The organism is Streptococcus sp. DD13, from assembly GCF_001578875.1.
Classification (GTDB): Bacteria; Bacillota; Bacilli; order Lactobacillales; family Streptococcaceae; genus Streptococcus.
Window position 1 is genome coordinate 147,589 of the sequence record NZ_KQ969506.1, and the last position, 23,129, is coordinate 170,717.

23 protein-coding genes are annotated in these 23,129 nt (G+C 44.8%); all 23 read left to right on the forward strand.

Going from position 1 to position 23,129, the window contains the following annotated elements:
• The coding region (gene miaA, locus STRDD13_RS00690) for a tRNA (adenosine(37)-N6)-dimethylallyltransferase MiaA (protein WP_231852530.1) at positions 1 to 792 on the forward strand (792 nt) is incomplete at its 5' end.
• The gene (gene hflX, locus STRDD13_RS00695; protein ID WP_067100536.1) at positions 785 to 2,035 is read left to right on the forward strand and encodes a GTPase HflX; all 1,251 of its coding nucleotides are present in this window, start codon (positions 785 to 787) and stop codon (positions 2,033 to 2,035) included. The genes miaA and hflX, both read left to right, overlap by 8 nt.
• A complete protein-coding gene (locus STRDD13_RS00700) occupies positions 2,019 to 2,657 on the forward strand; it encodes a hypothetical protein (protein ID WP_067103119.1) in 639 nt (212 codons plus the stop codon). The genes hflX and STRDD13_RS00700 overlap by 17 nt, the downstream gene beginning before the upstream one ends.
• 4 nt (positions 2,658 to 2,661) lie before the next feature.
• Complete coding sequence (rnz, locus tag STRDD13_RS00705; protein WP_067100539.1) at positions 2,662 to 3,591, forward strand: ribonuclease Z; 930 nt, start codon at positions 2,662 to 2,664, stop codon at positions 3,589 to 3,591.
• Positions 3,588 to 4,343: an SDR family NAD(P)-dependent oxidoreductase gene (locus tag STRDD13_RS00710; RefSeq protein ID WP_067100542.1), complete on the forward strand. Its 756-nt coding sequence runs from the start codon at positions 3,588 to 3,590 to the stop codon at positions 4,341 to 4,343. Before rnz ends, STRDD13_RS00710 begins: the two co-directional genes overlap by 4 nt.
• 110 nt (positions 4,344 to 4,453) lie before the next feature.
• The gene (gene cls, locus STRDD13_RS00715; protein ID WP_067100545.1) at positions 4,454 to 6,013 is read left to right on the forward strand and encodes a cardiolipin synthase; all 1,560 of its coding nucleotides are present in this window, start codon (positions 4,454 to 4,456) and stop codon (positions 6,011 to 6,013) included.
• A 99-nt stretch (positions 6,014 to 6,112) separates the two neighbouring features.
• Positions 6,113 to 8,332 (forward strand): single-stranded-DNA-specific exonuclease RecJ, encoded by a 2,220-nt coding sequence (gene recJ / locus STRDD13_RS00720; RefSeq protein ID WP_067103120.1) that lies wholly within the window; start codon positions 6,113 to 6,115, stop codon positions 8,330 to 8,332.
• A gap of 181 nt (positions 8,333 to 8,513) precedes the next feature.
• A complete protein-coding gene (locus STRDD13_RS00725; protein ID WP_067100548.1) occupies positions 8,514 to 9,026 on the forward strand; it encodes an adenine phosphoribosyltransferase in 513 nt (170 codons plus the stop codon).
• 33 nt (positions 9,027 to 9,059) lie between these two features.
• Positions 9,060 to 10,001 (forward strand): homoserine O-succinyltransferase, encoded by a 942-nt coding sequence (locus STRDD13_RS00730; protein WP_067100551.1) that lies wholly within the window; start codon positions 9,060 to 9,062, stop codon positions 9,999 to 10,001.
• A gap of 8 nt (positions 10,002 to 10,009) precedes the next feature.
• Complete coding sequence (locus STRDD13_RS00735) at positions 10,010 to 10,693, forward strand: DnaD domain-containing protein (RefSeq protein ID WP_067100554.1); 684 nt, start codon at positions 10,010 to 10,012, stop codon at positions 10,691 to 10,693.
• A gap of 1 nt (position 10,694) precedes the next feature.
• Positions 10,695 to 11,384, forward strand: coding sequence for a tRNA (adenine(22)-N(1))-methyltransferase (locus tag STRDD13_RS00740; protein ID WP_067100557.1), 690 nt, complete (start codon positions 10,695 to 10,697; stop codon positions 11,382 to 11,384).
• The gene (locus STRDD13_RS00745; protein WP_067100560.1) at positions 11,371 to 12,168 is read left to right on the forward strand and encodes a Nif3-like dinuclear metal center hexameric protein; all 798 of its coding nucleotides are present in this window, start codon (positions 11,371 to 11,373) and stop codon (positions 12,166 to 12,168) included. Before STRDD13_RS00740 ends, STRDD13_RS00745 begins: the two co-directional genes overlap by 14 nt.
• A 9-nt stretch (positions 12,169 to 12,177) precedes the next feature.
• Positions 12,178 to 13,284 carry an NAD(P)/FAD-dependent oxidoreductase gene (locus tag STRDD13_RS00750; protein WP_067100563.1) on the forward strand — a complete coding sequence of 369 codons (1,107 nt, stop codon included), beginning with the start codon at positions 12,178 to 12,180 and terminating at the stop codon, positions 13,282 to 13,284.
• 92 nt (positions 13,285 to 13,376) lie between these two features.
• A complete protein-coding gene (rfbA, locus tag STRDD13_RS00755) occupies positions 13,377 to 14,246 on the forward strand; it encodes a glucose-1-phosphate thymidylyltransferase RfbA (protein WP_067100566.1) in 870 nt (289 codons plus the stop codon).
• Positions 14,246 to 14,839, forward strand: coding sequence for a dTDP-4-dehydrorhamnose 3,5-epimerase family protein (locus STRDD13_RS00760; RefSeq protein ID WP_067100569.1), 594 nt, complete (start codon positions 14,246 to 14,248; stop codon positions 14,837 to 14,839). The genes rfbA and STRDD13_RS00760 overlap by 1 nt, the downstream gene beginning before the upstream one ends.
• Positions 14,840 to 15,130: 291 nt before the next feature.
• The gene (gene rfbB / locus STRDD13_RS00765; RefSeq protein ID WP_067100571.1) at positions 15,131 to 16,177 is read left to right on the forward strand and encodes a dTDP-glucose 4,6-dehydratase; all 1,047 of its coding nucleotides are present in this window, start codon (positions 15,131 to 15,133) and stop codon (positions 16,175 to 16,177) included.
• 90 nt (positions 16,178 to 16,267) lie between these two features.
• A complete protein-coding gene (gene rfbD, locus STRDD13_RS00770) occupies positions 16,268 to 17,119 on the forward strand; it encodes a dTDP-4-dehydrorhamnose reductase (RefSeq protein WP_067100574.1) in 852 nt (283 codons plus the stop codon).
• 92 nt (positions 17,120 to 17,211) lie between these two features.
• Positions 17,212 to 18,366, forward strand: coding sequence for a beta 1-4 rhamnosyltransferase Cps2T (gene cps2T / locus STRDD13_RS00775; RefSeq protein ID WP_067100577.1), 1,155 nt, complete (start codon positions 17,212 to 17,214; stop codon positions 18,364 to 18,366).
• Positions 18,356 to 19,303: a glycosyltransferase family 2 protein gene (locus STRDD13_RS00780; RefSeq protein WP_067100580.1), complete on the forward strand. Its 948-nt coding sequence runs from the start codon at positions 18,356 to 18,358 to the stop codon at positions 19,301 to 19,303. Before cps2T ends, STRDD13_RS00780 begins: the two co-directional genes overlap by 11 nt.
• The gene (locus STRDD13_RS00785) at positions 19,300 to 20,028 is read left to right on the forward strand and encodes a glycosyltransferase family 2 protein (protein WP_067100583.1); all 729 of its coding nucleotides are present in this window, start codon (positions 19,300 to 19,302) and stop codon (positions 20,026 to 20,028) included. The genes STRDD13_RS00780 and STRDD13_RS00785 overlap by 4 nt, the downstream gene beginning before the upstream one ends.
• Positions 20,025 to 20,375 (forward strand): DUF2304 domain-containing protein, encoded by a 351-nt coding sequence (locus STRDD13_RS00790; RefSeq protein ID WP_067100586.1) that lies wholly within the window; start codon positions 20,025 to 20,027, stop codon positions 20,373 to 20,375. Before STRDD13_RS00785 ends, STRDD13_RS00790 begins: the two co-directional genes overlap by 4 nt.
• Positions 20,372 to 22,114, forward strand: coding sequence for a hypothetical protein (locus STRDD13_RS00795; RefSeq protein ID WP_067100589.1), 1,743 nt, complete (start codon positions 20,372 to 20,374; stop codon positions 22,112 to 22,114). The genes STRDD13_RS00790 and STRDD13_RS00795 overlap by 4 nt, the downstream gene beginning before the upstream one ends.
• 29 nt (positions 22,115 to 22,143) lie before the next feature.
• On the forward strand, positions 22,144 to 23,127 hold the full coding sequence (locus tag STRDD13_RS00800; RefSeq protein WP_067100592.1) for a glycosyltransferase: 984 nt from the start codon (positions 22,144 to 22,146) through the stop codon (positions 23,125 to 23,127).
• The last annotated feature ends 2 nt before the right edge of the window (positions 23,128 to 23,129 follow it).

Below are 23,129 nucleotides of genomic sequence, written 5' to 3' on the forward strand. Positions count from 1 at the left end.
ATTTCTGGAGACAGTCAACAAGTTTACCGACACTTGGATATTGGGACTGCCAAAGCCAGTCCGGAAGAGCAAGCTCAAGTCCGTCATCATTTGATTGATGTCCGAGATGTCAGTGACTCCTATTCTGCTTTTGACTTCGTTAGAGAAGCGACGTCGGCTATTTCAGAGATTCGAGAAGCTGGGAAGGTGCCCATTATCGTTGGAGGGACGGGCTTGTATTTGCAAAGTCTGTTAGAGGGGTACCACTTAGGGGGACAGGTGGATCACGAAGAGGTCTTGTCCTATCGAGAAGAACTAGAAAAGATGGAAGATGAGGTCTTGTTTTCGCGGGTAGCGGAGCTAGGACTTCAAATCTCTCAACTCAATCGTAGAAGGGCAATTCGATCTCTTGAGTTAGACCGTTTTGGAAATGGCGCTGTCAATCAGCAGCCAGCCTATGATCCTCTTTTAATTGCCCTAACGGATGAGCGAAGTACCTTGTATGAGCGCATCAATCAGCGTGTAGACCAAATGCTAGACAGGGGACTTCTAGAAGAGGTAAACTGGCTATATCAAAATTATCCTGATGCCCAAGCAGCAAGAGGCATCGGCTATAAGGAATTTTTCCCTTATTTACGAGGGGAGGAGGAGTTGGATGTGGCAGTTGCGCGTGTCAAACAACAGACCCGTCGTTTTGCCAAACGCCAATTAACCTGGTTTCGGAATCGGATGCACGCGGATTTTTACTGCCTCTCCCAAGAAGGAGAAAGAGAAAAAATCCATCAGAAGGTAAAGGAATTCTTAGATGATTGAAAACAAACAGGAAGTGGAACGAGTTCTCCTGGTAGGTGTGGAACTCCAGCAGGATAAACAGATGGACATGTCCATGGGGGAGTTGGCCCGTTTAGCTGAGACGGCTGGGGCTGAAGTGAAGGGGGTTTATCTGCAAAAACGAGAAAAATACGATAGCAAAACCTTTGTCGGATCCGGAAAATTGGAAGAAATCGCTCGGATGGTCGAGGCTGAAGACATCCAGACTGTGATCGTGAACAACCGCCTAACTCCCAGACAAAATGCCAATTTAGAAGAAGGATTAGGTGTAAAAGTCATTGACAGAATGCAACTGATCCTCGATATCTTTGCCTTACGTGCCCGTAGCCATGAAGGCAAGCTGCAGGTCCACTTAGCTCAGCTCAAATATATGTTGCCCCGGTTGGTAGGCCAAGGAATCATGCTTAGTCGCCAAGCAGGGGGGATTGGATCGAGAGGTCCAGGGGAAAGTCAGCTGGAATTAAACCGTCGGTCCATTCGCCATCAGATCCATGATATCGAGCGTCAACTAAAAGAGGTGGAAAAAAATCGAACGATCGTCCGGGAACGGCGATTGGATTCTGGTCTTTTTAAGATTGGACTGATCGGCTATACCAATGCAGGAAAATCCACGATAATGAACGCCTTGACGGAAACAGGTCAGTATGAAGCTGATGAACTCTTTGCAACCTTGGATGCCACGACCAAGCTGGTTCACTTGGGCGGACGCTTTCAAGTGACCATTACGGATACCGTCGGCTTTATCCAGGATTTGCCAACCGAATTGATCTCCGCCTTTAAGTCCACCTTAGAAGAATCGATGCATGTCGACTTGCTCCTTCATGTGGTGGATGCTTCAGATCCTTATCATGTCGAAGAAGAGCAGGTTGTGTCGTCTATAATCGATCAATTGGATATGGGTGGGATCCCTCGGTTGGTCCTATACAATAAGGCGGATTTGGTGGGGGAAGACTTTCTTCCGACCCAATTCCCAAATGTGATGCTATCAGCGAAAGCTCCCCAAGCGAAACAAGATTTACAAAAGCTCCTTACTGCTCAGTTAAAAACCATGTTTGAACCGTTTGAGCTAGAGCTCCCCTATACCAGAGGGCATCTTTTGCATGAGATTGAAAAATTTGCGTTGGTGACAAAAAGTGAACTAGGAGATGAAAGTCAGTGGATTCAAGGGTACATTCCTCCAAAAAATAAATGGAGAGTAGAAGAATATGATGAAAGAAATCATTGAAATTGCCCTAAAATATGGGGGCTATACCAGTTTGGACAGGACCTTTCTGATGAATCAATTGGCCGGGTTGCCTCGGCACCAGCAATTAGCCTTTATCACCCCACCTCCATCTGTAGTCAATGCTTATTTTGCAGAACTCTACCAGAAAAAAGGAGTCGAAGAAGCTTGCCATTACTATCAAGAACTATCGGATGTTTATGATTGGTATACGGAAGCACCCAGTTTCAAAGAGGAAGCTCCCTTTGTTCGCTTGAATCTGAATGGCCGCGCTTTTGGCTTTGCCTATCGAAACAAGGAAGGGGAAGCCATTGTCTTTTCGGAGCAGGATGAGCCAGTGACCACAGACTTGTTGTTTGAGATTGCTCAAATTTTTCCCTGCTACCTTATCTATGAAGAGGATGAAACAATCCGGATGAAACCCGTTGATTGGACGGGATTGAAATGGATGAGAGAGGGAGACGGAGATGAGCGTTTTGTCTTAAGTCAACTGGAACGAGCTGAGAACTGGATCAAAATTTCAGGATACAACCAAGACGAGGTCCTTGAACGGTCCCAGTCTTATGCAGGAAAACGCTATATCAGCTGGTCTGGTAGAGAAGCACGAGTATACATAGAAAGTTGAGAAAATGCAGATACAATTTTTAGGAACGGGGGCTGGACAGCCTTCTAAGGCCCGAAATGTCTCTAGTTTAGCCGTCAAACTACTAGATGAAATCAATGAAGTGTGGCTCTTTGACTGTGGAGAAGGAACGCAAAACCGCATTTTAGAAACGACGATCCGCCCTCGAAAGGTTCGAAGGATTTTTATCACACATTTACATGGGGATCATATTTTTGGACTCCCTGGATTTTTATCCAGCCGTTCTTTCCAAGGAAATGAAGAACTGACGGATGTGGATATTTATGGACCAAAAGGCATTCGAAGTTTTGTCTTGACTAGTCTCAAGGTCTCTGGTAGTAAATTGTCTTACCGGATTCACTTCCATGAATTGGACGAAGACAGTTTGGGACTCATTTTGGAAACCGATAAGTTTCAGGTTTACTGTGAACCTTTGGACCATACAATCTTTTGCCTAGGTTATCGCCTGGTTCAAAAGGATTTGGAAGGACGATTGGATGCAGAAGCTTTGCAGGCTGCTGGAGTGCCGTTTGGTCCCTTGTTTGGCAAGGTCAAAAATGGAGAAGACATTGTATTGGAAGATGGACGGACGATTTTTGCCAGCGACTTTTTATCTGCCCCACGACCTGGGAAAGTCATTGCGATTTTGGGCGACACGAGAAAATGCCATGCCAGTGTCCGTCTGGGAGTTCACGCGGATGTCTTAGTACATGAGGCAACCTACGGCAAAGGGGATGAAAAAATCGCCCGAAAACACGGTCATTCGACGAATATGGAAGCTGCTAGTGTAGCAGCAGAAGCGGGTGCCAAGCGGCTTCTGCTCAATCATATCAGTCCTCGTTTTCTTTCACGAGACATAAGTGGGTTACGAAAGGATGCTGCGTCTATCTTTTCAAATGTGCATGTAGTAAAAGATTTAGAAGAGGTAGACGTGTGAAAACGATCCTAATCACAGGAGCTAGTGGCGGGATTGCGCAGGCAATCGTGCAGCGATTTCCAGAGGATCACTTGATCTTGATCGGGCGAAATTTAAAAAAATTAGAAGACCTGTACGGGAAGCGGCCTCGAACCTCCCTCTTTGAAGTAGATATCTGTGATGAGAGTGCAGTCCAGTCCTTTTTGGACCAGGTGGCCCTCCATCATGGTCCGATTGATATCTTGATCAACAATGCTGGTTATGGGGTTTATAGGGACTTTGATCGCTTTTCAAGCGAGGATGTCCGTCAGATGTTTGAGGTCAATGTCTTTGCGAGTATGCGTTTCTGTCGCCTACTGGGCGCCCGGATGAAGGAGAGAAAAAAGGGACACATCATCAACATTGTCAGCATGTCTGGTCATGTGTCAACCGCTAAATCGTCGGTATATTCTGCCAGCAAGTTTGCGATGATTGGGTTTACAGATGCCATTCGACTCGAGTTGGCTGCTTCTGGTGTCAAGGTGACCAGTATCAACCCTGGTCCGGTTAAGACTGCTTTTTTTGACTTGGCAGATCCAGATGGTTCCTATCAAAAAAGTGTTCAAACCTTTCTCTTGACGGCAGAGCAAGTAGCCAAAAGAGTTCAAAAGGTTACAGTGAAACCAAAGAGAGAAGTAAATATGCCTTGGACCTTAGCGCTTACGGCGACCTGTTATCGTTTGTTCCCCCGCTTGTCAGACTTTCTGGCTCGAACCGTCTTTAACTATAAGTGAGTTAGGACTAGGACAGGGGAACGAATGGTTTGAATAGGGCAGGTCCCCGTGGGATGGTGGTTACGGCAATTTTTAGTGTTTAGGTAAAAAACAGGAGGAGTAGGGAAGAGATGAAACGTATTTGGAGACTGATCTATAGTCGGGCCTTTTTTGTCATTTTGTCTGTCTTTTTAACGATCTGGTTTGTGATTTGGTCCGTTAGTATGCTGGCTGGAGCCATTCCTGTTTTATGGATTCTTCTCCAACTGTTTTCAGCTGCGGTGGCTCTCCATATCGTTAATCGGCCTATGAATGCAGCCTTCAAATTAACCTGGGCAGTCTTTGTTTTGGCAGTCCCTGTCTTTGGAGCTATTTTTTACTTTATCATGCGAACCAATCTGGAAGTCGTCCGCTATCGAAGGACCTTTAAGCGCCAGTCTGAAGTCCTACGAGCCTATATGAAAGACCATGATTTCCATTCGGATAAAGCGGAAAAAGTACTGGCTAAGCAGGATCCAGAGCAACTTCGTTTGCTTTCGTATATGGATCATTATGTTGGTTATCCGATGCATGTCAATTCTGATGCGGTTTATTACCCCTCTGGAGAAGCCATGTTTGAGGAGTTGTTGCTAGAACTGAACAAAGCAGAGCGCTACATCTTCATGGAATACTATATTGTCGATTTTGGCTACATGTGGGACCAAATTTTAGCCCTTCTAAAAGAAAAGGTAGCCCAGGGAGTGGAAGTTCGCTTTATGTATGATGGGATGAATTCGCTGACCTTCCTCCCTTATCATTATTATAAAACCTTGCAAGATTATGGCATTCAGGCCAAGGTCTTCTCTCAGATCATTCCGGCCCTTTCAACGGTACAAAATAATCGTGACCATCGAAAGATTACGGTGATTGACGGGAAAGTTGCTTTTACAGGTGGAGTCAACCTAGCGGATGAATACATTAACCGTATCGAACGCTTCGGCTATTGGAAGGATGCCGCTATCAAAGTGACCGGTGAGGCCGTTTCCAATTTCACCCTGATGTTTTTGCAAATGTGGAATTTCAATAACAAGCATCCAAACGAAGACCTCCACTTTCTTCAGGAACAAATCAGTCAGAAATCCCCTCATATTCAGTCCGATGCCGTGATGCAGGCCTACGGTGAAAACCCCTTTAATGATGAAGAGGTAGCGAAACGTGTCTATTTGGACCTGATACAGTCTGCCCAGGAGTCTATCGACGTGATGACCCCTTATCTGGTCTTAGACGATGAAACCATGGATAACTTGACCTATGCTGCCAAGCGGGGGGTGAAGGTCCGCTTTCTTTTGCCGGGAATCTACGATAAGCAGTCAGCCTATTTGGCTGCTCGGACCGATTTTGAAGTGTACTTAGAGGCCGGAATTGAAATTTACGAATTTAATCCGGGCTTTGTTCATTCAAAAGTGATGTTGGTGGATGGAAAGCGGGCGACGGTTGGCTCAGTGAATATGGACTTCCGTAGTCTTTATTTAAATTTTGAATGTGGTCTTTATATCTACAACCATCCACAAGTATTGGCAGCCATCCAACAAGACTTTGAAGATTCCTATAAGCGCTCCAATCTACTAACTTTGGAAGAGTTTCAAAAGAATTATCCATGGTATAAGCGGATTGCAGGGCATTTTATGAAAATATTCTCTCCCTTACTTTAAGCAGAAAGAAAAAAGAACAGACTGTTTTGTCCTGTTCTTTTTTGGTGGATATGGGGAGTATGCTATAATAGAAAGCGGATCAAATAGAGGAGAATGAGTGTGATACGATCAAATTATGCATGGCAAGTAACAGAGGCCTCGGCCGTTCATCCAGATTTTATAAAGACTGCTCAGAAAGAAGGATTAACAGAAGAACTGGCTTCTTTAGTGTTTGAACGAGGGATCCAAACCAAAGAAGATCTTCAGAATTTTCTTAATCCAAGAGTCGATTTGTTGCATGACCCTTATCTCCTTCACGATATGAAAAAAGCAGTTCATCGCATCCGAAAAGCGATCGAGCAAGGCGAGCAAATACTAGTTTACGGAGACTACGATGCTGACGGGATGACTTCTGCTGCCATTATGAAGGAAGCCTTAGAAGAACTGGGAGCGGAATGTTTGGTATACTTGCCCAACCGCTTTACAGACGGATATGGGCCGAATCAGTCAGTGTACAAATATTTTATCGACCAGATGGGTGTGTCCTTGATTGTCACGGTAGATAATGGGGTAGCTGGTGTGGAGGCTATTGCATATGCAGCAAGTCAAGGGGTCGATGTCATCGTGACCGACCACCATGCCATGCCCGATCAACTGCCCGATGCCTATGCCATTGTTCATCCAGAGCATCCGGATGCTTCTTACCCTTTTCCATTTCTAGCAGGTTGTGGAGTGGCGTTTAAGGTAGCTACAGCCCTTTTGGAAACCGTGCAGATGGATTTTTTGGAATTGGTAGCGATTGGCACCATTGCGGATATGGTCTCTCTAACCGATGAGAATCGGATGATGGTTTCCTTAGGTTTGCAATTGCTTCAACGAACGCAACGAATTGGACTTCAAGAATTATTTCAGGTAGCTGGGATTGCACCAGAAAATCTAGATGAAGAAACGATTGGTTTTCAAATCGCGCCTCGATTGAATGCCCTCGGTCGCTTAGACGATCCAAATCCTGCTGTCGATTTGCTGACAGGTTTTGACGAAGAAGAAGCGCGAGAGCTGGCCCTCATGATTGATCAAAAGAACCTGGAGCGCAAGAATTTGGTTCAAACCGTCTATGAGGAAGCCAAGGCTCTTTTGCGACCAGACCGACCTGTTCAGGTTCTAGCTAAAGAGGGGTGGAATCCAGGGATTTTAGGAATTGTAGCAGGACGTTTGTTGGAGGAGCTCCATCAGCCGATTATTGTCTTATCCATTGAGGATGGTCGGGCCAAAGGGAGTGCCAGAAGTCCCGAAACAGTCAACATTTTTGAGGCCCTCAAGCCACATCGAGATCTCTTTATGGCTTTTGGAGGACACGCTGGTGCAGCTGGGATGACGCTAGAAGTCGCGCACTTAGACCAGGTCGCCCAGATCCTCATCGGTTATATCCAAAAGGAAAAGATAGACCTTACTCAGAAAGAAGACTTATTACTGGATGGTTCCTTGAAATTAAATCAGCTCTCGATTGAGAGTGTAAAGGCCTTTCGCAAGATCGGCCCGTTTGGAATGAACTTTCGAAAGCCTATCTATTGTTTGCGAGATTTCACGATTGAGTCGGCAAAAAGTATGGGAGAAGACAACCAACATTTGAAAATTCGAGTGAGACAAGATAACCAACTAGTCGACGTCCTTGCTTTTGGATGGGGAGGTCTTGCCCAAGAAATCACACAAGTAAAGGGGCTTGAGCTAGCGGTTCATCTTTCTCTCAATCAATGGAACGGTCAGACCAGTTTGCAGCTCCAACTGGTTGATATGAGGGTTGAGGGGATCCAGTTGTTTGATATCCGAAAGCGAACGATTGAGATTCCCTATGATGTGCCGGTCTGGACAGAAGAGGAAATGGGCGAGACAGATCAAATCGCCTTGGATCTCTTACCTGACGATTTGAATAAGCTCAAACAATTCTTACGAAGTCAGGATTTGCAGGCCATTTATTTTAAAAACCGCTTTTCCCATTCTTATTACATCGATGGCTATGGGACTAGGGAACAATTCAGTCGCCTGTACAAGACAATCTATCAGTACCCTGAGTTTGACGTTCGGTATAAGCTAAAAGACTTAGCTACTTATCTTCACTTTTCGCAGGAACTCTTGATTAAGATGATTCAGATTTTTCAAGAATTGGGCTTTGTGGAGGTTGTGGATGGTGTCATGCGGGTCAACAAAGAAGCCAAACACCGCGAGATAGACGAAAGTCAGATTTACCAGAACTTAAAGGCACTGGTTAAACAACAGGAGATTCTTGCCTTAGGAACTGTTCAGGAAATCTATGATTACCTGATGTCAGATGATGAGAAGTGAGTTCCTTTTGAGGGGGAACGGATTTTTCATTCTAAATGTCAAGTACCTATGGAACGAACCAGGCGATCCGTCTGTTTCTAGAACGATTATCAAACAGGAAGCTGTCCTAGACGCTTTAGTGGTCACGGACACTGAAATTATGGTATAATAAAGCCTGAATCAAATTAAGAGAGAGTGTATTATGAACTTAAAAGACTACATTGCTAGTATTGAAAACTATCCTCAAGAAGGGGTGACCTTCCGAGATATCAGTCCCTTGATGGCGGATGGAAATGCCTATAGTTATGCCATTCGTGAGATTGTCCAATATGCTACGGATAAAAAGATCGACATGATTGTTGGTCCAGAAGCGCGTGGTTTCATTGTCGGTTGTCCAGTTGCCTTTGAACTGGGAATTGGCTTTGCCCCTGTCCGTAAGCCAGGGAAGTTACCTCGTGAAGTCATTTCGGCAGACTATGAAAAGGAGTATGGTGTCGATACTCTGACTATGCATGAGGATGCCATTAAACCTGGACAACGCGTCCTCATTGTGGATGACCTGTTAGCTACAGGTGGAACGGTCAAAGCGACCATTGAGATGATTGAAAAGTTAGGTGGAGTCGTAGCAGGATGTGCCTTTTTGATTGAGTTGGATGACTTGAATGGCCGTAAAGCGATTGGGGACTACGACTGTAAAGTATTGATGCATTATTAACGAAACTAGGATAAAGACAAAGGAGGGCAAGCTATGCCGATTATGATTGACAACTCGCTTCCAGCTGTTGAGGTTCTCAGAAAAGAGAATATTTTCGTGATGGATAATAATCGAGCCGTTCATCAGGATATTCGCCCACTAAATGTCTTAATCTTAAATCTCATGCCAACCAAGGAGGTGACGGAGACACAGCTCTTACGCTTGCTTTCCAACACCCCTTTGCAGATCAATGTAGATCTTCTGCATATGGTGAGCCATAAATCCAAAAATACAAAGGAAAAACACCTTCACTCCTTTTATAAGACCTTTGAAGAAGTGCAAGATATGTTTTACGATGGCTTCATCGTTACAGGAGCTCCGGTAGAGACGCTTCCGTTTGAAAAGGTCGATTATTGGGAGGAGATTTCTCAGGTCTTTCGATGGGCTAAAAAACATGTTTTTTCCACCTTGCATTTATGTTGGGGTGCCCAGGCAGGTCTTTATCATAAGTACGGGATTGAAAAGTATCATCTGGGAGAAAAACTCTCAGGGATCTATCTCCAAACAGTGGTTGATCCGACAAGTCCTTTGATGAGAGGGTTTGATGACCAATTTTTTGCCCCACATTCTCGCTACACGGGGAACGATTTGGCAGAAATCCGGTCGAAGTCGTGTCTTCAAGTCCTAGCATCAGGCGAAGAAGTAGGGGTATCCATTCTAGCCAGTCGGGACTTGCGGGAGATCTATAGTTTTGGGCACCTAGAGTACGATCGTGACACTTTAGCAAGAGAGTATGAGCGAGATATACGGGCTGGAAAGAACCCAAGGCAACCTTGGTCCTATTTCCCAGAAAACAATGAGCAGGAACGTCCTGTCCTAAAGTGGAACCTCGCTGCAGCAACCTTCTTTAGTAATTGGATTAACTATGCCGTCTATCAAGAAACTCCTTACGATTGGAGTACCTTTGAGGATTCGGCTGCGTCAGCAAGTTTATAAGGTGAATGATGAACTATTCTCAACTATTTAAGTCTGGCCACTTGGTAATTCCAAGTGCCCTGCTTTTTCATTTTAAGGAACTCTTTTCCTCTGCCGATGATTTTTTAGTATGGCAGTTTTTCCTCTTTCAAAACACGAGTAAGTTGGATGATGTCATGCCAAGTCAAATAGCAGAGTCTATCGGAAAAAGCAAGCTTCAAGTCGAGCAATCCATTGATCGCTTGCAGATAGCTGGACTTCTAGAGTTAAAGACCATTGAGTTGGCTGGTGAAGTGGACATGATCTTTGATGTCACCCCTACTTTTGAAAAGCTGGATCAACTGGCCAATCCGGAAGCATCCCCGCAGTCAGTAGTTTCGAAAGATACTACCTTAAAGAGTTTAGTTGGAGATTTCGAAAGAGAGCTCGGTCGAATGTTGTCTGGCTTTGAAATTGAGGATTTACAAAAGACCATCCAGGAGGATCATACACCGGTTGAGTTGGTCAGAGAAGCTCTTCGAGAAGCAGTTTTCAACAATAAAACCAACTGGAAGTACATCCAGGCTATTTTACGAAATTGGCGACGGGAAGGAATCACGAGTCTGGCCCAAGTTGAAGCAAAGCGTGAGGAGCGAGATGCTATGAATCGTCTTCCCCAACAAGTGACAGCCTCAGATGAGTTTTTAGGGGCCATGAATCTCTGGAAAGATTAAGATGGAATTGACAAAATTATCAAAACGCCTAGAGACGGTAGCGCAGTTTGTACCGGATAAAGCGCGTCTTTTAGATGTAGGAAGTGACCACGCTTATTTACCGATTGCTCTTGTTCAAGCAGGCACAATTGATTTTGCAATTGCTGGAGAGGTCGTAACCGGTCCTTTTCAGTCTGCTATGAACAATGTAGTAGACAATCATTTGGAAGAGCAGATCCAGGTTCGTCTCGCCAATGGCTTAAAAGCCTTTGAGGAATCGGATGCCATTACCTGTATCACCATTGCAGGGATGGGAGGGCGGCTCATTGCAGATATCTTAGCAGAAGGAAAAGATAAACTGGCTCTGGTCGAAACGTTGGTTCTTCAGCCAAATAACCGTGAGGACGAACTTCGGTTGTGGCTGGTAGAACATGGTTTTTCCATCCAGGAGGAAGCTATATTGGAAGAAAACGGAAAAGTCTATGAGGTGCTATTTGCGACTCATGGAAGCCAGAAGCTAACCCCTCAAGAACTTCGTTTTGGGCCGAAACTAATGAAAGAAGCGACTCCTGTTTTCCAATCAAAATGGCAAAGAGAGTCGAATAAACTAGGTCAAGCTCTTGCCCAGATTCCAAAGGAAAATCTGTCAGATCGGTCTGTGATTGAGGAGCGTTTAAGGATGATACAGGAGGTGCTCCATGCTAGCCAGTGAACTGATTGCACGATATGAAGCTTTTTGTCCACAAGAGTTGTCTATGGAAGGAGATGTCTGCGGATGTCAGATCGGTCGTCTAGATAAGGAAGTAGACAAGGTGATGGTTGCCTTGGATGTCCGTGAGCAGACAGTTCAAGAGGCGATTGAGAAAGGGGTACAACTCCTCATCGTCAAGCATGCCCCGATTTTTCGGCCCTTGAAAGATTTAGTGGCCAATCGTCCACAAAATCAAATTTATATTGATTTGATTCGACACGACATCGCAGTCTATGTCACTCATACCAATATTGATGTTGTGGAAGATGGTCTGAATGATTGGTTTTGTCAGTTGTTAGGAATCGAACAAACGAAACCCTTGCACTTAACGGAAAGGGAACAAGGGATTGGACGGGTTGGTCAGGTGACTCCTCAATCATTCAGTCAATTGGCCTGTAAGGTGAAAAATGTTTTTGGATTAGATAGCCTGCGTCTGGTTAGCTATGACCGGTCTGATCTCGATCGACTAATCGATCGGGTCGCTATTTGTGGTGGAAGTGGGCAGTCTTTTTATTCCGACGCGCTAGCGGCAGGTGCCCAAGTCTATATTACGGGAGATATTTATTATCATACAGCTCAGGAAATGCTAAGTGACGGGCTTTTAGCAATTGATCCCGGCCACCATATCGAAGTCTTGTTTATCCAAAAATTAGTTGAAAAATTACAAGAATGGAAACAGGAAAACAATTGGTCGGTTGAGATTTTGGCTAGTCAAGCCACGACCAATCCTTTTTACCATATCTAAGAGGTAGTGATGAAAGTAGCCATTGTAGGAGCAGGGATCGTGGGCTCAACTGCAGCCTATTACCTTTCTAAGAAATCAGATGTTGATTTGACGGTATTTGACGCCGGTCAAGGACAAGCTACCAAGGCCGCTGCGGGAATTATTAGCCCTTGGTTTTCAAAACGTCGGAATAAGGCTTGGTACCGGTTAGCACGTCTGGGAGCCGATTTTTACCAAGACTTGATTTCCGACCTGACGGCCGAACAAATAACGACGGATTTTTACCAACAGACGGGGGTTTACCTCCTTAAGAAGGAGGAAGTAAAGTTAGAAGAACTCTATCAGCTAGCCTTATCTAGAAGAGAAGAATCCCCTTTGATTGGCGAGTTGGCTATTTTGGACAAGGGACAAGTGTCCAAGCGATTTCCTGGGTTAGAGGGGTTTGACCACTTGCTGTATGCCTCTGGAGGAGCACGAGTAGAAGGATCTCTGTTGACAGAAACCCTCTTAAAAGCCAGTCAGGTCCAAGTCCACTCTGAACTTGTGTCCCTTGAAAGAGAAGGGTCTGGCTATCAGATTGCTGGCCAACATTTTGATTGCGTGATCCTTGCGACAGGAGCTTGGCTGGGTCAACTATTGACACCCCTTGGCTATCAAGTAGATGTCCGCCCACAAAAAGGGCAGCTCCGAGATTATCAGTTTGAATTGGTAACGGATGACTATCCCGTCGTCATGCCTGAAGGGGAGTTCGATTTGATTCCTTTTCGGAATGGGAAAATAAGTATGGGTGCGACTCACGAAAATGACATGGGATTTGACCTAACCGTTGATCACGCTTTGCTCCAACGAATGGAAGAGGAGGCATGCAGCTACTATCCAGAGCTTGCAAGAGCAGAGGTCCTAGGGGAACGCGTGGGAACCCGCGCCTATACGAGTGATTTTTCACCATTTTGGGGGGCTGTTCCAGATCAATCAGGTCTTTATGTCGCTAGTGGACTTGGATCGTCTGGTCTAACGACGGGTCCCCTGATTGGCTGGCATCTCGCGCAACTGGTAGCAGGAGGAGACTTGCTACTGGATCCTGCGGATTATCCTGTAGAAAGGTATATTCACTTGCGCGATTCGCATCTCATATAGGCTTTACGTCACCTTTTCTAAGGAAGAAGGTGACTTTTTTGTGCTGACATGATAAAATGATAAAGACAAATAAGTAGAGAGGTCTATTGACTATGAAAGGTATTATTTTAGCAGGAGGATCAGGTACACGCCTATATCCTTTGACGCGTGCTGCCTCTAAACAGCTCATGCCCATTTACGATAAACCCATGATATACTATCCCTTGTCTACCCTCATGTTAGCGGGGATTAAGGATATCTTGATTATCTCAACACCGCAAGATCTTCCACGCTTTGAAGATTTATTAGGGGATGGATCAGAGTTTGGGATTTCTCTCTCCTATGCTGAACAACCAAGTCCAGATGGCTTGGCTCAGGCTTTTATTATCGGTGAAGAGTTTATTGGCAAGGATAGCGTTGCTCTTATTTTGGGAGACAATATCTATCATGGAAATGGCTTGACAGCGATGCTTCAACGGGCCGAAAGCAAGGAAAAGGGAGCGACTGTCTTTGGTTACCAAGTCAAGGATCCAGAACGCTTCGGTGTGGTGGAGTTTGATGAAAACATGAATGCTATTTCTATCGAAGAAAAGCCAGAGCATCCAAAATCCAACTTTGCAGTGACCGGTCTTTATTTCTATGATAATGATGTGGTAGAAATCGCCAAAAACATCAAGCCAAGTCCTCGTGGGGAACTAGAAATCACAGATGTCAACAAGGCCTACTTAGAGCGTGGGGACCTGTCTGTTGAGCTTATGGGTCGTGGCTTTGCTTGGTTGGATACAGGGACGCATGAAAGTCTCTTGGAGGCGGCTCAATACATTGAAACCGTACAACGCTTGCAAAATGTTCAGGTAGCAAATTTAGAAGAAATTGCTTACCGCATGGGGTACATCACCAAAGATCAGGTGCGAGAGCTAGCCCAACCCCTTAAGAAAAATGAATACGGGCAATACCTGCTTCGTTTGATTGGAGAAGCCTAATGACAGATAACTTTTTTGGTAAAACCCTGCAAGCCAAGGCTATTGAGGCCATTCCTGGGATGTTAGAATTTGATATTCCTGTTCATGGAGATAACCGTGGTTGGTTCAAGGAAAATTTCCAAAAGGAAAAAATGCTTCCTCTGGGATTTCCTGAAAGCTTCTTTGCGGAAGGCAAGTTGCAAAACAACGTGTCTTTTTCACGGAAAAATGTTTTGCGTGGCCTTCATGCGGAGCCTTGGGACAAGTACATCTCCGTTGCGGATGAAGGGAAGGTTCTGGGGTCTTGGGTTGACCTCCGTGAAGGGGAAACCTTCGGAAATGTTTACCAGACCGTGATTGATGCTTCCAAGGGTATTTTCGTCCCTCGCGGTGTCGCGAATGGTTTTCAAGTCTTGTCTGATAAGGTGTCTTATAGCTACTTGGTCAATGACTACTGGGCTCTAGAGCTCAAGCCAAAATACGCTTTCGTCAACTATGCTGACCCAAGCCTAGGCATCCAGTGGGAAAACCTAGCAGAAGCAGAAGTCTCAGAAGCAGACAAGAACCATCCTTTACTCAAAGACGTCAAACCCCTAAAAGCAGAAGATTTGTAAAAATGTTGCTCTTAAAACAATCAAGAACATCATTATGTAGTTTTTAGCTTTGCTATAAACGAGCGAAGCGAGCTATATGCTTAGCTTTCCGCCGTGAGAAAAGCACCTGAACTATTTTGTTTCAGGTGCTCGGAAGTTTTGAGACATTGGGCTCAAAACTTAGTCATGGAACTTCCTGGATTTCTGAAATCATCCACTGGATAATTTCACCTAACTTCCGTACTCACCTAAGGAAAGCTAAAAAAGATTGATTTAAGAAACAATCAACACTAAAAACTATTTGGAGAAAAAATGACTGAATACAAAAACATCATCGTGACAGGTGGGGCTGGTTTCATCGGTTCCAACTTTGTCCACTATGTCTATAACAACTTCCCAGACGTGCATATCACCGTTTTGGACAAGCTCACCTATGCGGGGAACCGGGCCAATATCGAGGAAATCCTGGGCGACCGCGTGGAGTTGGTCGTAGCAGATATTGCGGATGCAGAAGTGGTTGACAAGTTAGCTGCTAAGGCTGACGCTATCGTCCACTACGCTGCAGAAAGCCACAATGACAATTCATTGAACGACCCATCTCCTTTCATCCATACCAACTTTATCGGGACTTACACCTTGCTAGAAGCGGCTCGCAAATACGATATCCGTTTCCACCACGTGTCTACGGATGAAGTCTACGGTGACCTGCCTTTGCGGGAGGACTTACCAGGACATGGCGAAGGCCCAGGGGAGAAATTCACGGCAGAAACCAAGTACAACCCAAGTTCGCCTTATTCATCAACCAAGGCAGCTTCTGACTTGATCGTCAAGGCTTGGGTGCGTTCTTTTGGTGTCAAAGCAACCATTTCCAACTGTTCCAACAACTACGGTCCTTACCAACACATCGAAAAATTCATTCCACGTCAAATTACCAACATCCTCTCTGGAATCAAACCAAAACTCTACGGCGAGGGAAAAAATGTGCGTGACTGGATCCACACCAATGACCATTCTTCAGGTGTCTGGACCATCCTGACCAAGGGTGAGATTGGTGAGACTTATCTGATCGGTGCGGACGGTGAAAAGAATAACAAGGAAGTCTTAGAGCTTATCCTCAAAGAAATGGGACAAGCGCCTGACGCTTACGACCATGTCACAGACCGTGCAGGTCACGACTTGCGCTATGCCATCGACGCTAGCAAGCTCCGTGATGAGCTCGGTTGGCGCCCAGAATTCACCAACTTCGAAGAAGGCCTCAAAGAAACCATCAAATGGTACACAGACAACCAAGACTGGTGGAAAGCTGAAAAAGAAGCCGTCGAAGCCAACTATGCGAAAACGCAAGAAGTGATTAAGTAAATCAGGGAAGAAGAATTCCAAACAGAAAAAGCAGAAGGGTTCTGCTTTTTTTGGTATAATGAGTAGGAACAAACTTATGAGGTGAAGGATATGATTTTAATTACTGGAGCCAATGGACAATTGGGAACCGAGTTGCGCCATCTTTTAGACGAGCGTATGGAGGAGTACGTTGCAGTAGATGTAGCGGAGATGGATATCACAGATAGCGCTAAGGTAGAAGCTGTATTTGCTGAAGTGAAGCCAAGTTTGGTCTATCATTGTGCTGCCTACACGGCTGTAGATGCAGCTGAGGATGAAGGGAAGGAACTGGACTATGCGATCAATGTAACAGGGACTGAAAATGTAGCCAAAGCTGCCGCTGCTCATGATGCCACCTTGGTTTATATCTCGACGGACTATGTCTTTGATGGGGAAAAACCCGTCGGACAAGAGTGGGAGGTCGATGATCAACCAGACCCACAAACTGAGTATGGCCGCACCAAGCGGATGGGTGAGGAATTAGTCGAAAAGTACAGCAAGCATTTTTATATCATCCGAACAGCCTGGGTATTTGGAAACTATGGAAAAAACTTTGTTTTCACCATGCAAAATCTTGCTAAAAACCATAAGACTTTGACAGTCGTCAATGACCAGCATGGCCGTCCAACATGGACACGGACTTTAGCGGAGTTCATGACCTATTTGGCTGAAAACCGCAAAGACTACGGCTATTATCACCTGTCCAATGATGCGACGGAGGATACGACTTGGTATGACTTCGCGGTGGAAATTCTTAAGGATACAGATGTAGAAGTCACACCAGTTGATTCGAGCCAATTCCCGGCTAAGGCCAAACGTCCACTTAACTCTACCATGAGTTTAGCCAAGGCCAAGGCGACAGGGTTTGTCATTCCGACCTGGAAAGAGGCTCTGAAAGAGTTTTATAAACAAGAAGTGAAGTAGGAAGAGGAGGCGATTTTCTCGCCTTTTTCTATGTTTGAGTATCAAAAATATGGTATAATAAAAAAAGTATACTTATTTAGAATGGCTAGGATATGAAACACGTTTTTATCATCGGAAGCAGAGGGCTTCCTGCACACTACGGAGGGTTTGAGACCTTTGTGCAGGCCTTGGTTTCCCACCAGCAATCTGAAAACATTCGCTACCATGTCGCTTGTTTATCTGATCACACCCATGGAGAACATCGGGAGTTTTTGGGGGCAGATTGTTTTACAATCAATCCACCTAAAATTGGTCCAGCCCGGGTGATCGCCTATGATTGGATGGCCATTCGTTATGCTTTGAAATTCATCCAAAAAGAGGGGATAGAGAATCCGATTTTTTATATTTTGGGGAATACCATCGGAGCCTTTATTGGCCCCCTAGCTAAAAAAATCCACCGCGTCGGAGGTCAGCTCTATGTGAACCCAGATGGATTAGAGTGGAAACGTTCTAAATGGTCCAAGCCAGTTCAACTTTACCTCAAATATTCTGAAAAAGTGATGAGCAAAAAAGCGGACTTGATTGTGGCGGATAATCGTGGGATCGAATCTTACTTCCATGCGCACTATCCTTGGTCTAGAACGACCTATGTAGCGTATGGGACAGATACAACACCGTCTAGCCTAAAGCCTCAGGATACCAAAGTGCGCGATTTGTTTTCTCGATGGGACATCCAGGAAAAGGAGTATTATCTGGTTGTCGGTCGCTTTGTCCCAGAAAACAATTACGAGACAGTGATTCGAGAGTTTAGGAATACCAAGACCAAACGGCCCTTGGTCTTGATTTGCAATCAGGAAGGAAATGCCTACTTTGAAACCCTTCGTGAACGAACAGCTTTTGACCAAGATGATCGCATTCGCTTTATCGGGACGGTTTACGATCAGGACTTACTGAAGTACATTCGCCAAGAAGCCTTCGCTTACCTCCATGGCCATGAAGTGGGAGGGACCAATCCAGGTCTTCTTGAAGCCCTGGCTCATACCGATGTCAACCTTGTCTTGGATGTAGAGTTTAATCGACAAGTGGCTCAAGATACGGTCTTTTATTGGACCAAAGAAGAAGGGCAGTTAAGGGAGTTGATCCAGGAACTAGATCAGAAAAAGGATTTTCAAGCGCTTGGTCAAAAGGCTCGAGCACAGATTCAACGCTTGTATACTTGGCCCTCTATCGTTCAACAGTACGAGGAATTGTTTTTGAATGAAAGTTAATATTTTAATGTCCACCTACAATGGGGAACGATTTTTGGTAGAGCAACTGGACAGTATCCGAAACCAAACCTATACGGACTGGACCTTGTGGATTCGAGACGATGGCTCGACAGATGGCACACGAACAATCATCCAAGACTATACACAGTTGGATAGTCGTATTCATTGGATGAACCCCGATGATCGTCAAAATTTAGGGGTCATTGGAAGCTTTTATGCACTGGTGAAGGCAGAAGTAGCGGATGTCTATTTCTTTTCGGATCAAGACGATGTCTGGTTGCCGGAAAAAATCGAGAAACAAGTCGCTGTTTTTGCCAAGGCGGATGCTCAAGTGCCCCTCATGGTCTATATGGATTTAAAGGTCGTAGATCAGGAGTTGACGGTTGTAAACGAGAGCATGATCCGATCTCAATCCCATCATGCCAATACACAATTGATCCAAGAGTTGACAGAAAACTCGGTGACAGGTGGTGTAGCGGGGATCAATCATGCCCTAGCTCGACTTTGGAATCGCACCGATCGCATCATCATGCATGACTGGTATTTGGCTCTTCTAGCCACGAGTTTTGGGCAGTTAGTCTATATCGATGAGCCGGGAGAACTATACCGACAACATGCCAATAATGTACTGGGGGCTCGGACCTTAGACAAGCGATTTAAACTGCTAAGAGAAGGTCCGAGAAAGATTTTTACCAGATATTGGAAACTGATTCATGATTCCCAAGACCAGGCTCGAAATATTCTCGAACTAAAGGGAGCCTCTCTTTCAAAAGATAAGAGAGACTTGCTAGAGCAATTTATTGATATTGACCAACAAGGTTTTTTTGAACGATGGAAGAGGATTGTCCGCAACGGCTATCGAAAGAATCAATGGAAACATATCCTCGTGTTTCGGACTCTTCTGTTAACAAATTTATATAATGAGAGAAAAAAATGAAAAGAGTATTACTGATTATTCCGGCCTATAATGAGGAAGGCAGCATTCAGAAAACGGTGTCCATGATCGAGCAATACAAACATGCCACGGACTTACCTTTTGTTTTAGATTATATTGTCATCAATGACGGTTCGACAGATGCGACTCCTCAGATTCTAGACCGTGAGGGGATTCCTCACATTGACCTTGTTCAAAATTTGGGCATTGGTGGTGGTGTCCAAACGGGCTATCTTTACGCGAATCGTCAAGGATACGATGTGGCTGTTCAATTTGATGGAGATGGCCAACATGATATTGCGAGTATCGAGGATGTCGTTGGTCCAGTTTTGACGGAAGAGGCTGATTTTACCATTGGTTCTCGCTTTATCGATAAGTCCAAGGAAAATTTCCAATCAACCTTTATGAGACGGGTCGGGATTAACTTAATTTCTTTTGCGATTCGATTGGTCACTAGAAAGAAAATCTATGATACAACGAGTGGCTATCGGGCAGCCAATGCGCGTGTCATTGCGTATTTTTCAAAACGCTACCCTGTTGCTTATCCAGAACCAGAATCCATTGTTCGACTCTTGAAAAAAGGGTACAAGGTGAAGGAAGTTCCGGCCAATATGTTTGAACGAGAAGAAGGCGTATCCAGTATTCGGGCCTTTAAGTCGGTAACCTATATGATTGATGTGTTGACATCTATCCTAATCGCTGGGTTTATGAAGGAGAGCGACTCATGAGTCTATTTTTACAAATTGAAATGTTTGTCTTAGCCATCTTGATCTTGTATGCGATCATCCGGATGGTCAACAATCGGTCATTTTCTGTTAGAAGAGCGACTCCATGGTTGGTGATTGGTTTGATACTAGTCTTTATCAGTCTCTTTCCGCAGGTTGTCTCTTGGCTTGCTCATAGGGCTGGCTTCGCCTTGACCATGAACTTTTTGCTCTTTGCGGCAGTCTTGTTTTTATTTGTTCTAGAGATTTTTGATACCAGTAGTAGTAGTCGAAAAGAAGAACAAATCAAGCAGTTGATTCAAGAAGTCTCTCTCTTGAAGAAAGAAATTGAGGAAAAGACATCTAAATGAAAAAGTATGTTATTGGTTTGCTCTTCCTGCTTTCTATAGTGTTGACAGGCTGTAGAAATGACAAAAATTCTAGTGAAACGGTATCCATCACAGCCTATTATTTGTATAATAACAATCCTGTCTATAGTATCGAGGTGAATGCCTACAATTACCAAAATGCGCTTGAGAAAGTGACGACAGGGGAGTTCGAAGATCGAGATTTTAGCCATTTCACATTTGATAGTGTCAAGGTTCATCACCAAGTTGATGGAGAAAAGGTGACCCTGTCCAATCACTTGAGCTTTGGACGAGGGGTCGTCAACACGGAACAAGATGCCCGTACGATCATTCGCACCTTGTACGAGCAGGATAAAAATTACCTCAACTACATGAATGGATTGAAAGCCAGCCAAAGTTTACAAAATCCAGATAATCCCCGTCGGAAATTTTCCAATCGTGATGGGAAGTTGGTTGGACAGCTTGAAAAAGGGCTGACAATTTTTGAAAATACAGCAGAGGTACAAGCCTACACCATGGCGGACGTCGAAGAAGGAGGCGTCTATTATATCGGAAATACTAGGCCAGCTGAACAAGCTATCACCATTAACCAGGCGAAGCCCTCAGAATCAGTCAGCTTAGACTATGGTCAAGAAGTGACCTATTCTATTCCTGTCACTAGTTCCAAGATGACGATTCGTGTCTCCCCAAACTTTGTTGTGACAGAAGCCAGCGAAACCTACCAAGCGACAATCGATCCTGTTTTAGAGAAAAAAGGGGAGGGAGGAAAGCTGGTCAATGTGGAAGGTAGTCCTAGACTAAATGCCGGACGCGTCTTGTTAGATAATAGTCAAGAGGATACGAACAGTATCACTGCAACAGAAAATCGCCTCTCTCACCTTCATTCGATCCAACGCCTGGATTTTGATTTGTCGAATCGTACAGCGACCACCTTGACCATCAAGGGATACGTTTCCTCCAGCGCAAACTATCAGATCCCTACCATGGAAACTCGTAGCAATGGATTGGATGTCCTATCGGAGACGAAGCTAACGGTGCTCAATCAAAATCAAGGACAAGGTCTCTATGTAGCAGATGAACAGGGTTCCATCGTTACACCTCAAGTGAATAGCTATGGGATGAATTTCGTCATGGTGGATGGAAGCGACAATACAGTGGTGACTGGCTTTAAATTTGCTCTGGGACGAGTGGAGAATGGGACGATTTCTTTGTATCAGGTGTCCAAAGATGGAAAGGTTTCATGGCAACCGACGGGAAGGACCCTAGAGTCTCTATCGGACCAACCCATGACCCATGCGGAGACGCTCCTTGAAGGCAATCAAATCACCTATGTAGATGGAAAAACCGGATCATTAGCCTTAAATCCACGGATTTGGGGATATAATCCACAAAAGCAAGTCAAACAAAACGAATCTATTTTCAAGATCCGTGGATTATCGGATCAGTACAAGTATGTGCTGGTACCAGTCAAGCTAGCAGAAGGGTACAGCCGTCATCAGAGCGCCACAGAATTTACGGTTAGCGCTACATCGATCCAAAAGGCGCAATTCGGCAATACAGAAGTCAACGGGGCCATTTTGGATATGAAGTATGGAAAAGAAGAATACAATCAAATCACCCTGGTCAAGGAAGGACAGTCAATCCACCGTCCAGACAATCTAGTCCTGCGTCTTTTGATCGTAGTCGGAATCCTGCTCGTTGGCTATCTGCTCGTTGCCTATCTGATGATCAAAAAGGGCTAACCTTCATCAAGGAAGAAAGAAATAGTGAAATGAAAAAAACCGTTGCAATCGCTCTATCTACCTATAATGGAGCTCAATATATTCGGGAACAATTAGAAAGCCTCGTTCATCAAACCATCCTTGAAGAACAGCATTACCAGGTGAAACTGGTGGTACGCGACGATGGGTCAACGGATGCGACTCTCTCCATCCTGAAAGAATACCAAAGGACGTATCCTGCCCTTCAGTGGACCATTCTAGAGGGTGAAAATATTGGCTGGAAACAGTCTTTTAACGAATTATTGCAGGCAACAGTAGCCGATTATATCTTTCTCTGTGACCAAGATGATATCTGGGACCTGGATAAGTGTCGGATCATGTTGGACCAGATGCAGAGGCAGTCGGAGATAGAGGTGCTGATTCATCGAGTTCAGTACTACTATACGTCGGATGTTGGGGTGAAAAAAATCCTCAATCAATCCTATGAAGAACTTGGGATTACCAAAAATGATGGGAGTCTTGAGCAAGTACCACCAAAAGCGCATTTTTCCTACTTTCCCTTTTTGGGATGTTGCTTCTTGATCACCAATCCGATTCGGGAAGAATACCTTTCTGTGATTCATCACAAGGAAAATACGATTGCACATGACACAGCCCTGTTTCTAATCGGTGCCACTCGAAATTCCTTGTTTTACTTGAATCGGCAATTGATCCAGTATCGGCAACATAGCCAGAATGCGACAAGCGTATCGAATCGACAAAATCCTTTCCAGTTGGCTCGAAAACAAAAGCGGACGACCCTAACCTTCTATGAAAATTTGATGGTTATCTTGTCCAGCATCGCAAGCCTATCAGTCAATCGTCAACAAGCAGAGGATGCGCAAGCCATGTTGGACAGGATCCGAAAAGAATACTTGGCTCTCAAACATCATCGGATGTTGCGCTTTACACGATTAAAACGAGGGAAATTCGGCTGGAACAAGCTGATGTTGATTGACATGTTGGTCGCTTTGGTCCCCCCTATAAGAGGTTAACA

Coding starts and splice junctions, on each gene's coding strand:
- rnz (WP_067100539.1), top strand. CDS start 2,662: ATGCAGATACAATTTTTAGGAACGGGGGCTGGACAGCCTTCTAAGGCC.
- STRDD13_RS00700 (WP_067103119.1), top strand. CDS start 2,019: ATGAAAGAAATCATTGAAATTGCCCTAAAATATGGGGGCTATACCAGT.
- STRDD13_RS00750 (WP_067100563.1), top strand. CDS start 12,178: ATGAAAGTAGCCATTGTAGGAGCAGGGATCGTGGGCTCAACTGCAGCC.
- STRDD13_RS00780 (WP_067100580.1), top strand. CDS start 18,356: ATGAAAGTTAATATTTTAATGTCCACCTACAATGGGGAACGATTTTTG.
- STRDD13_RS00760 (WP_067100569.1), top strand. CDS start 14,246: ATGACAGATAACTTTTTTGGTAAAACCCTGCAAGCCAAGGCTATTGAG.
- STRDD13_RS00800 (WP_067100592.1), top strand. CDS start 22,144: ATGAAAAAAACCGTTGCAATCGCTCTATCTACCTATAATGGAGCTCAA.
- STRDD13_RS00795 (WP_067100589.1), top strand. CDS start 20,372: ATGAAAAAGTATGTTATTGGTTTGCTCTTCCTGCTTTCTATAGTGTTG.
- cls (WP_067100545.1), top strand. CDS start 4,454: ATGAAACGTATTTGGAGACTGATCTATAGTCGGGCCTTTTTTGTCATT.
- STRDD13_RS00725 (WP_067100548.1), top strand. CDS start 8,514: ATGAACTTAAAAGACTACATTGCTAGTATTGAAAACTATCCTCAAGAA.
- STRDD13_RS00730 (WP_067100551.1), top strand. CDS start 9,060: ATGCCGATTATGATTGACAACTCGCTTCCAGCTGTTGAGGTTCTCAGA.
- STRDD13_RS00740 (WP_067100557.1), top strand. CDS start 10,695: ATGGAATTGACAAAATTATCAAAACGCCTAGAGACGGTAGCGCAGTTT.
- rfbA (WP_067100566.1), top strand. CDS start 13,377: ATGAAAGGTATTATTTTAGCAGGAGGATCAGGTACACGCCTATATCCT.
- hflX (WP_067100536.1), top strand. CDS start 785: ATGATTGAAAACAAACAGGAAGTGGAACGAGTTCTCCTGGTAGGTGTG.
- rfbB (WP_067100571.1), top strand. CDS start 15,131: ATGACTGAATACAAAAACATCATCGTGACAGGTGGGGCTGGTTTCATC.
- rfbD (WP_067100574.1), top strand. CDS start 16,268: ATGATTTTAATTACTGGAGCCAATGGACAATTGGGAACCGAGTTGCGC.
- STRDD13_RS00790 (WP_067100586.1), top strand. CDS start 20,025: ATGAGTCTATTTTTACAAATTGAAATGTTTGTCTTAGCCATCTTGATC.
- cps2T (WP_067100577.1), top strand. CDS start 17,212: ATGAAACACGTTTTTATCATCGGAAGCAGAGGGCTTCCTGCACACTAC.
- STRDD13_RS00785 (WP_067100583.1), top strand. CDS start 19,300: ATGAAAAGAGTATTACTGATTATTCCGGCCTATAATGAGGAAGGCAGC.
- STRDD13_RS00735 (WP_067100554.1), top strand. CDS start 10,010: ATGAACTATTCTCAACTATTTAAGTCTGGCCACTTGGTAATTCCAAGT.
- STRDD13_RS00745 (WP_067100560.1), top strand. CDS start 11,371: ATGCTAGCCAGTGAACTGATTGCACGATATGAAGCTTTTTGTCCACAA.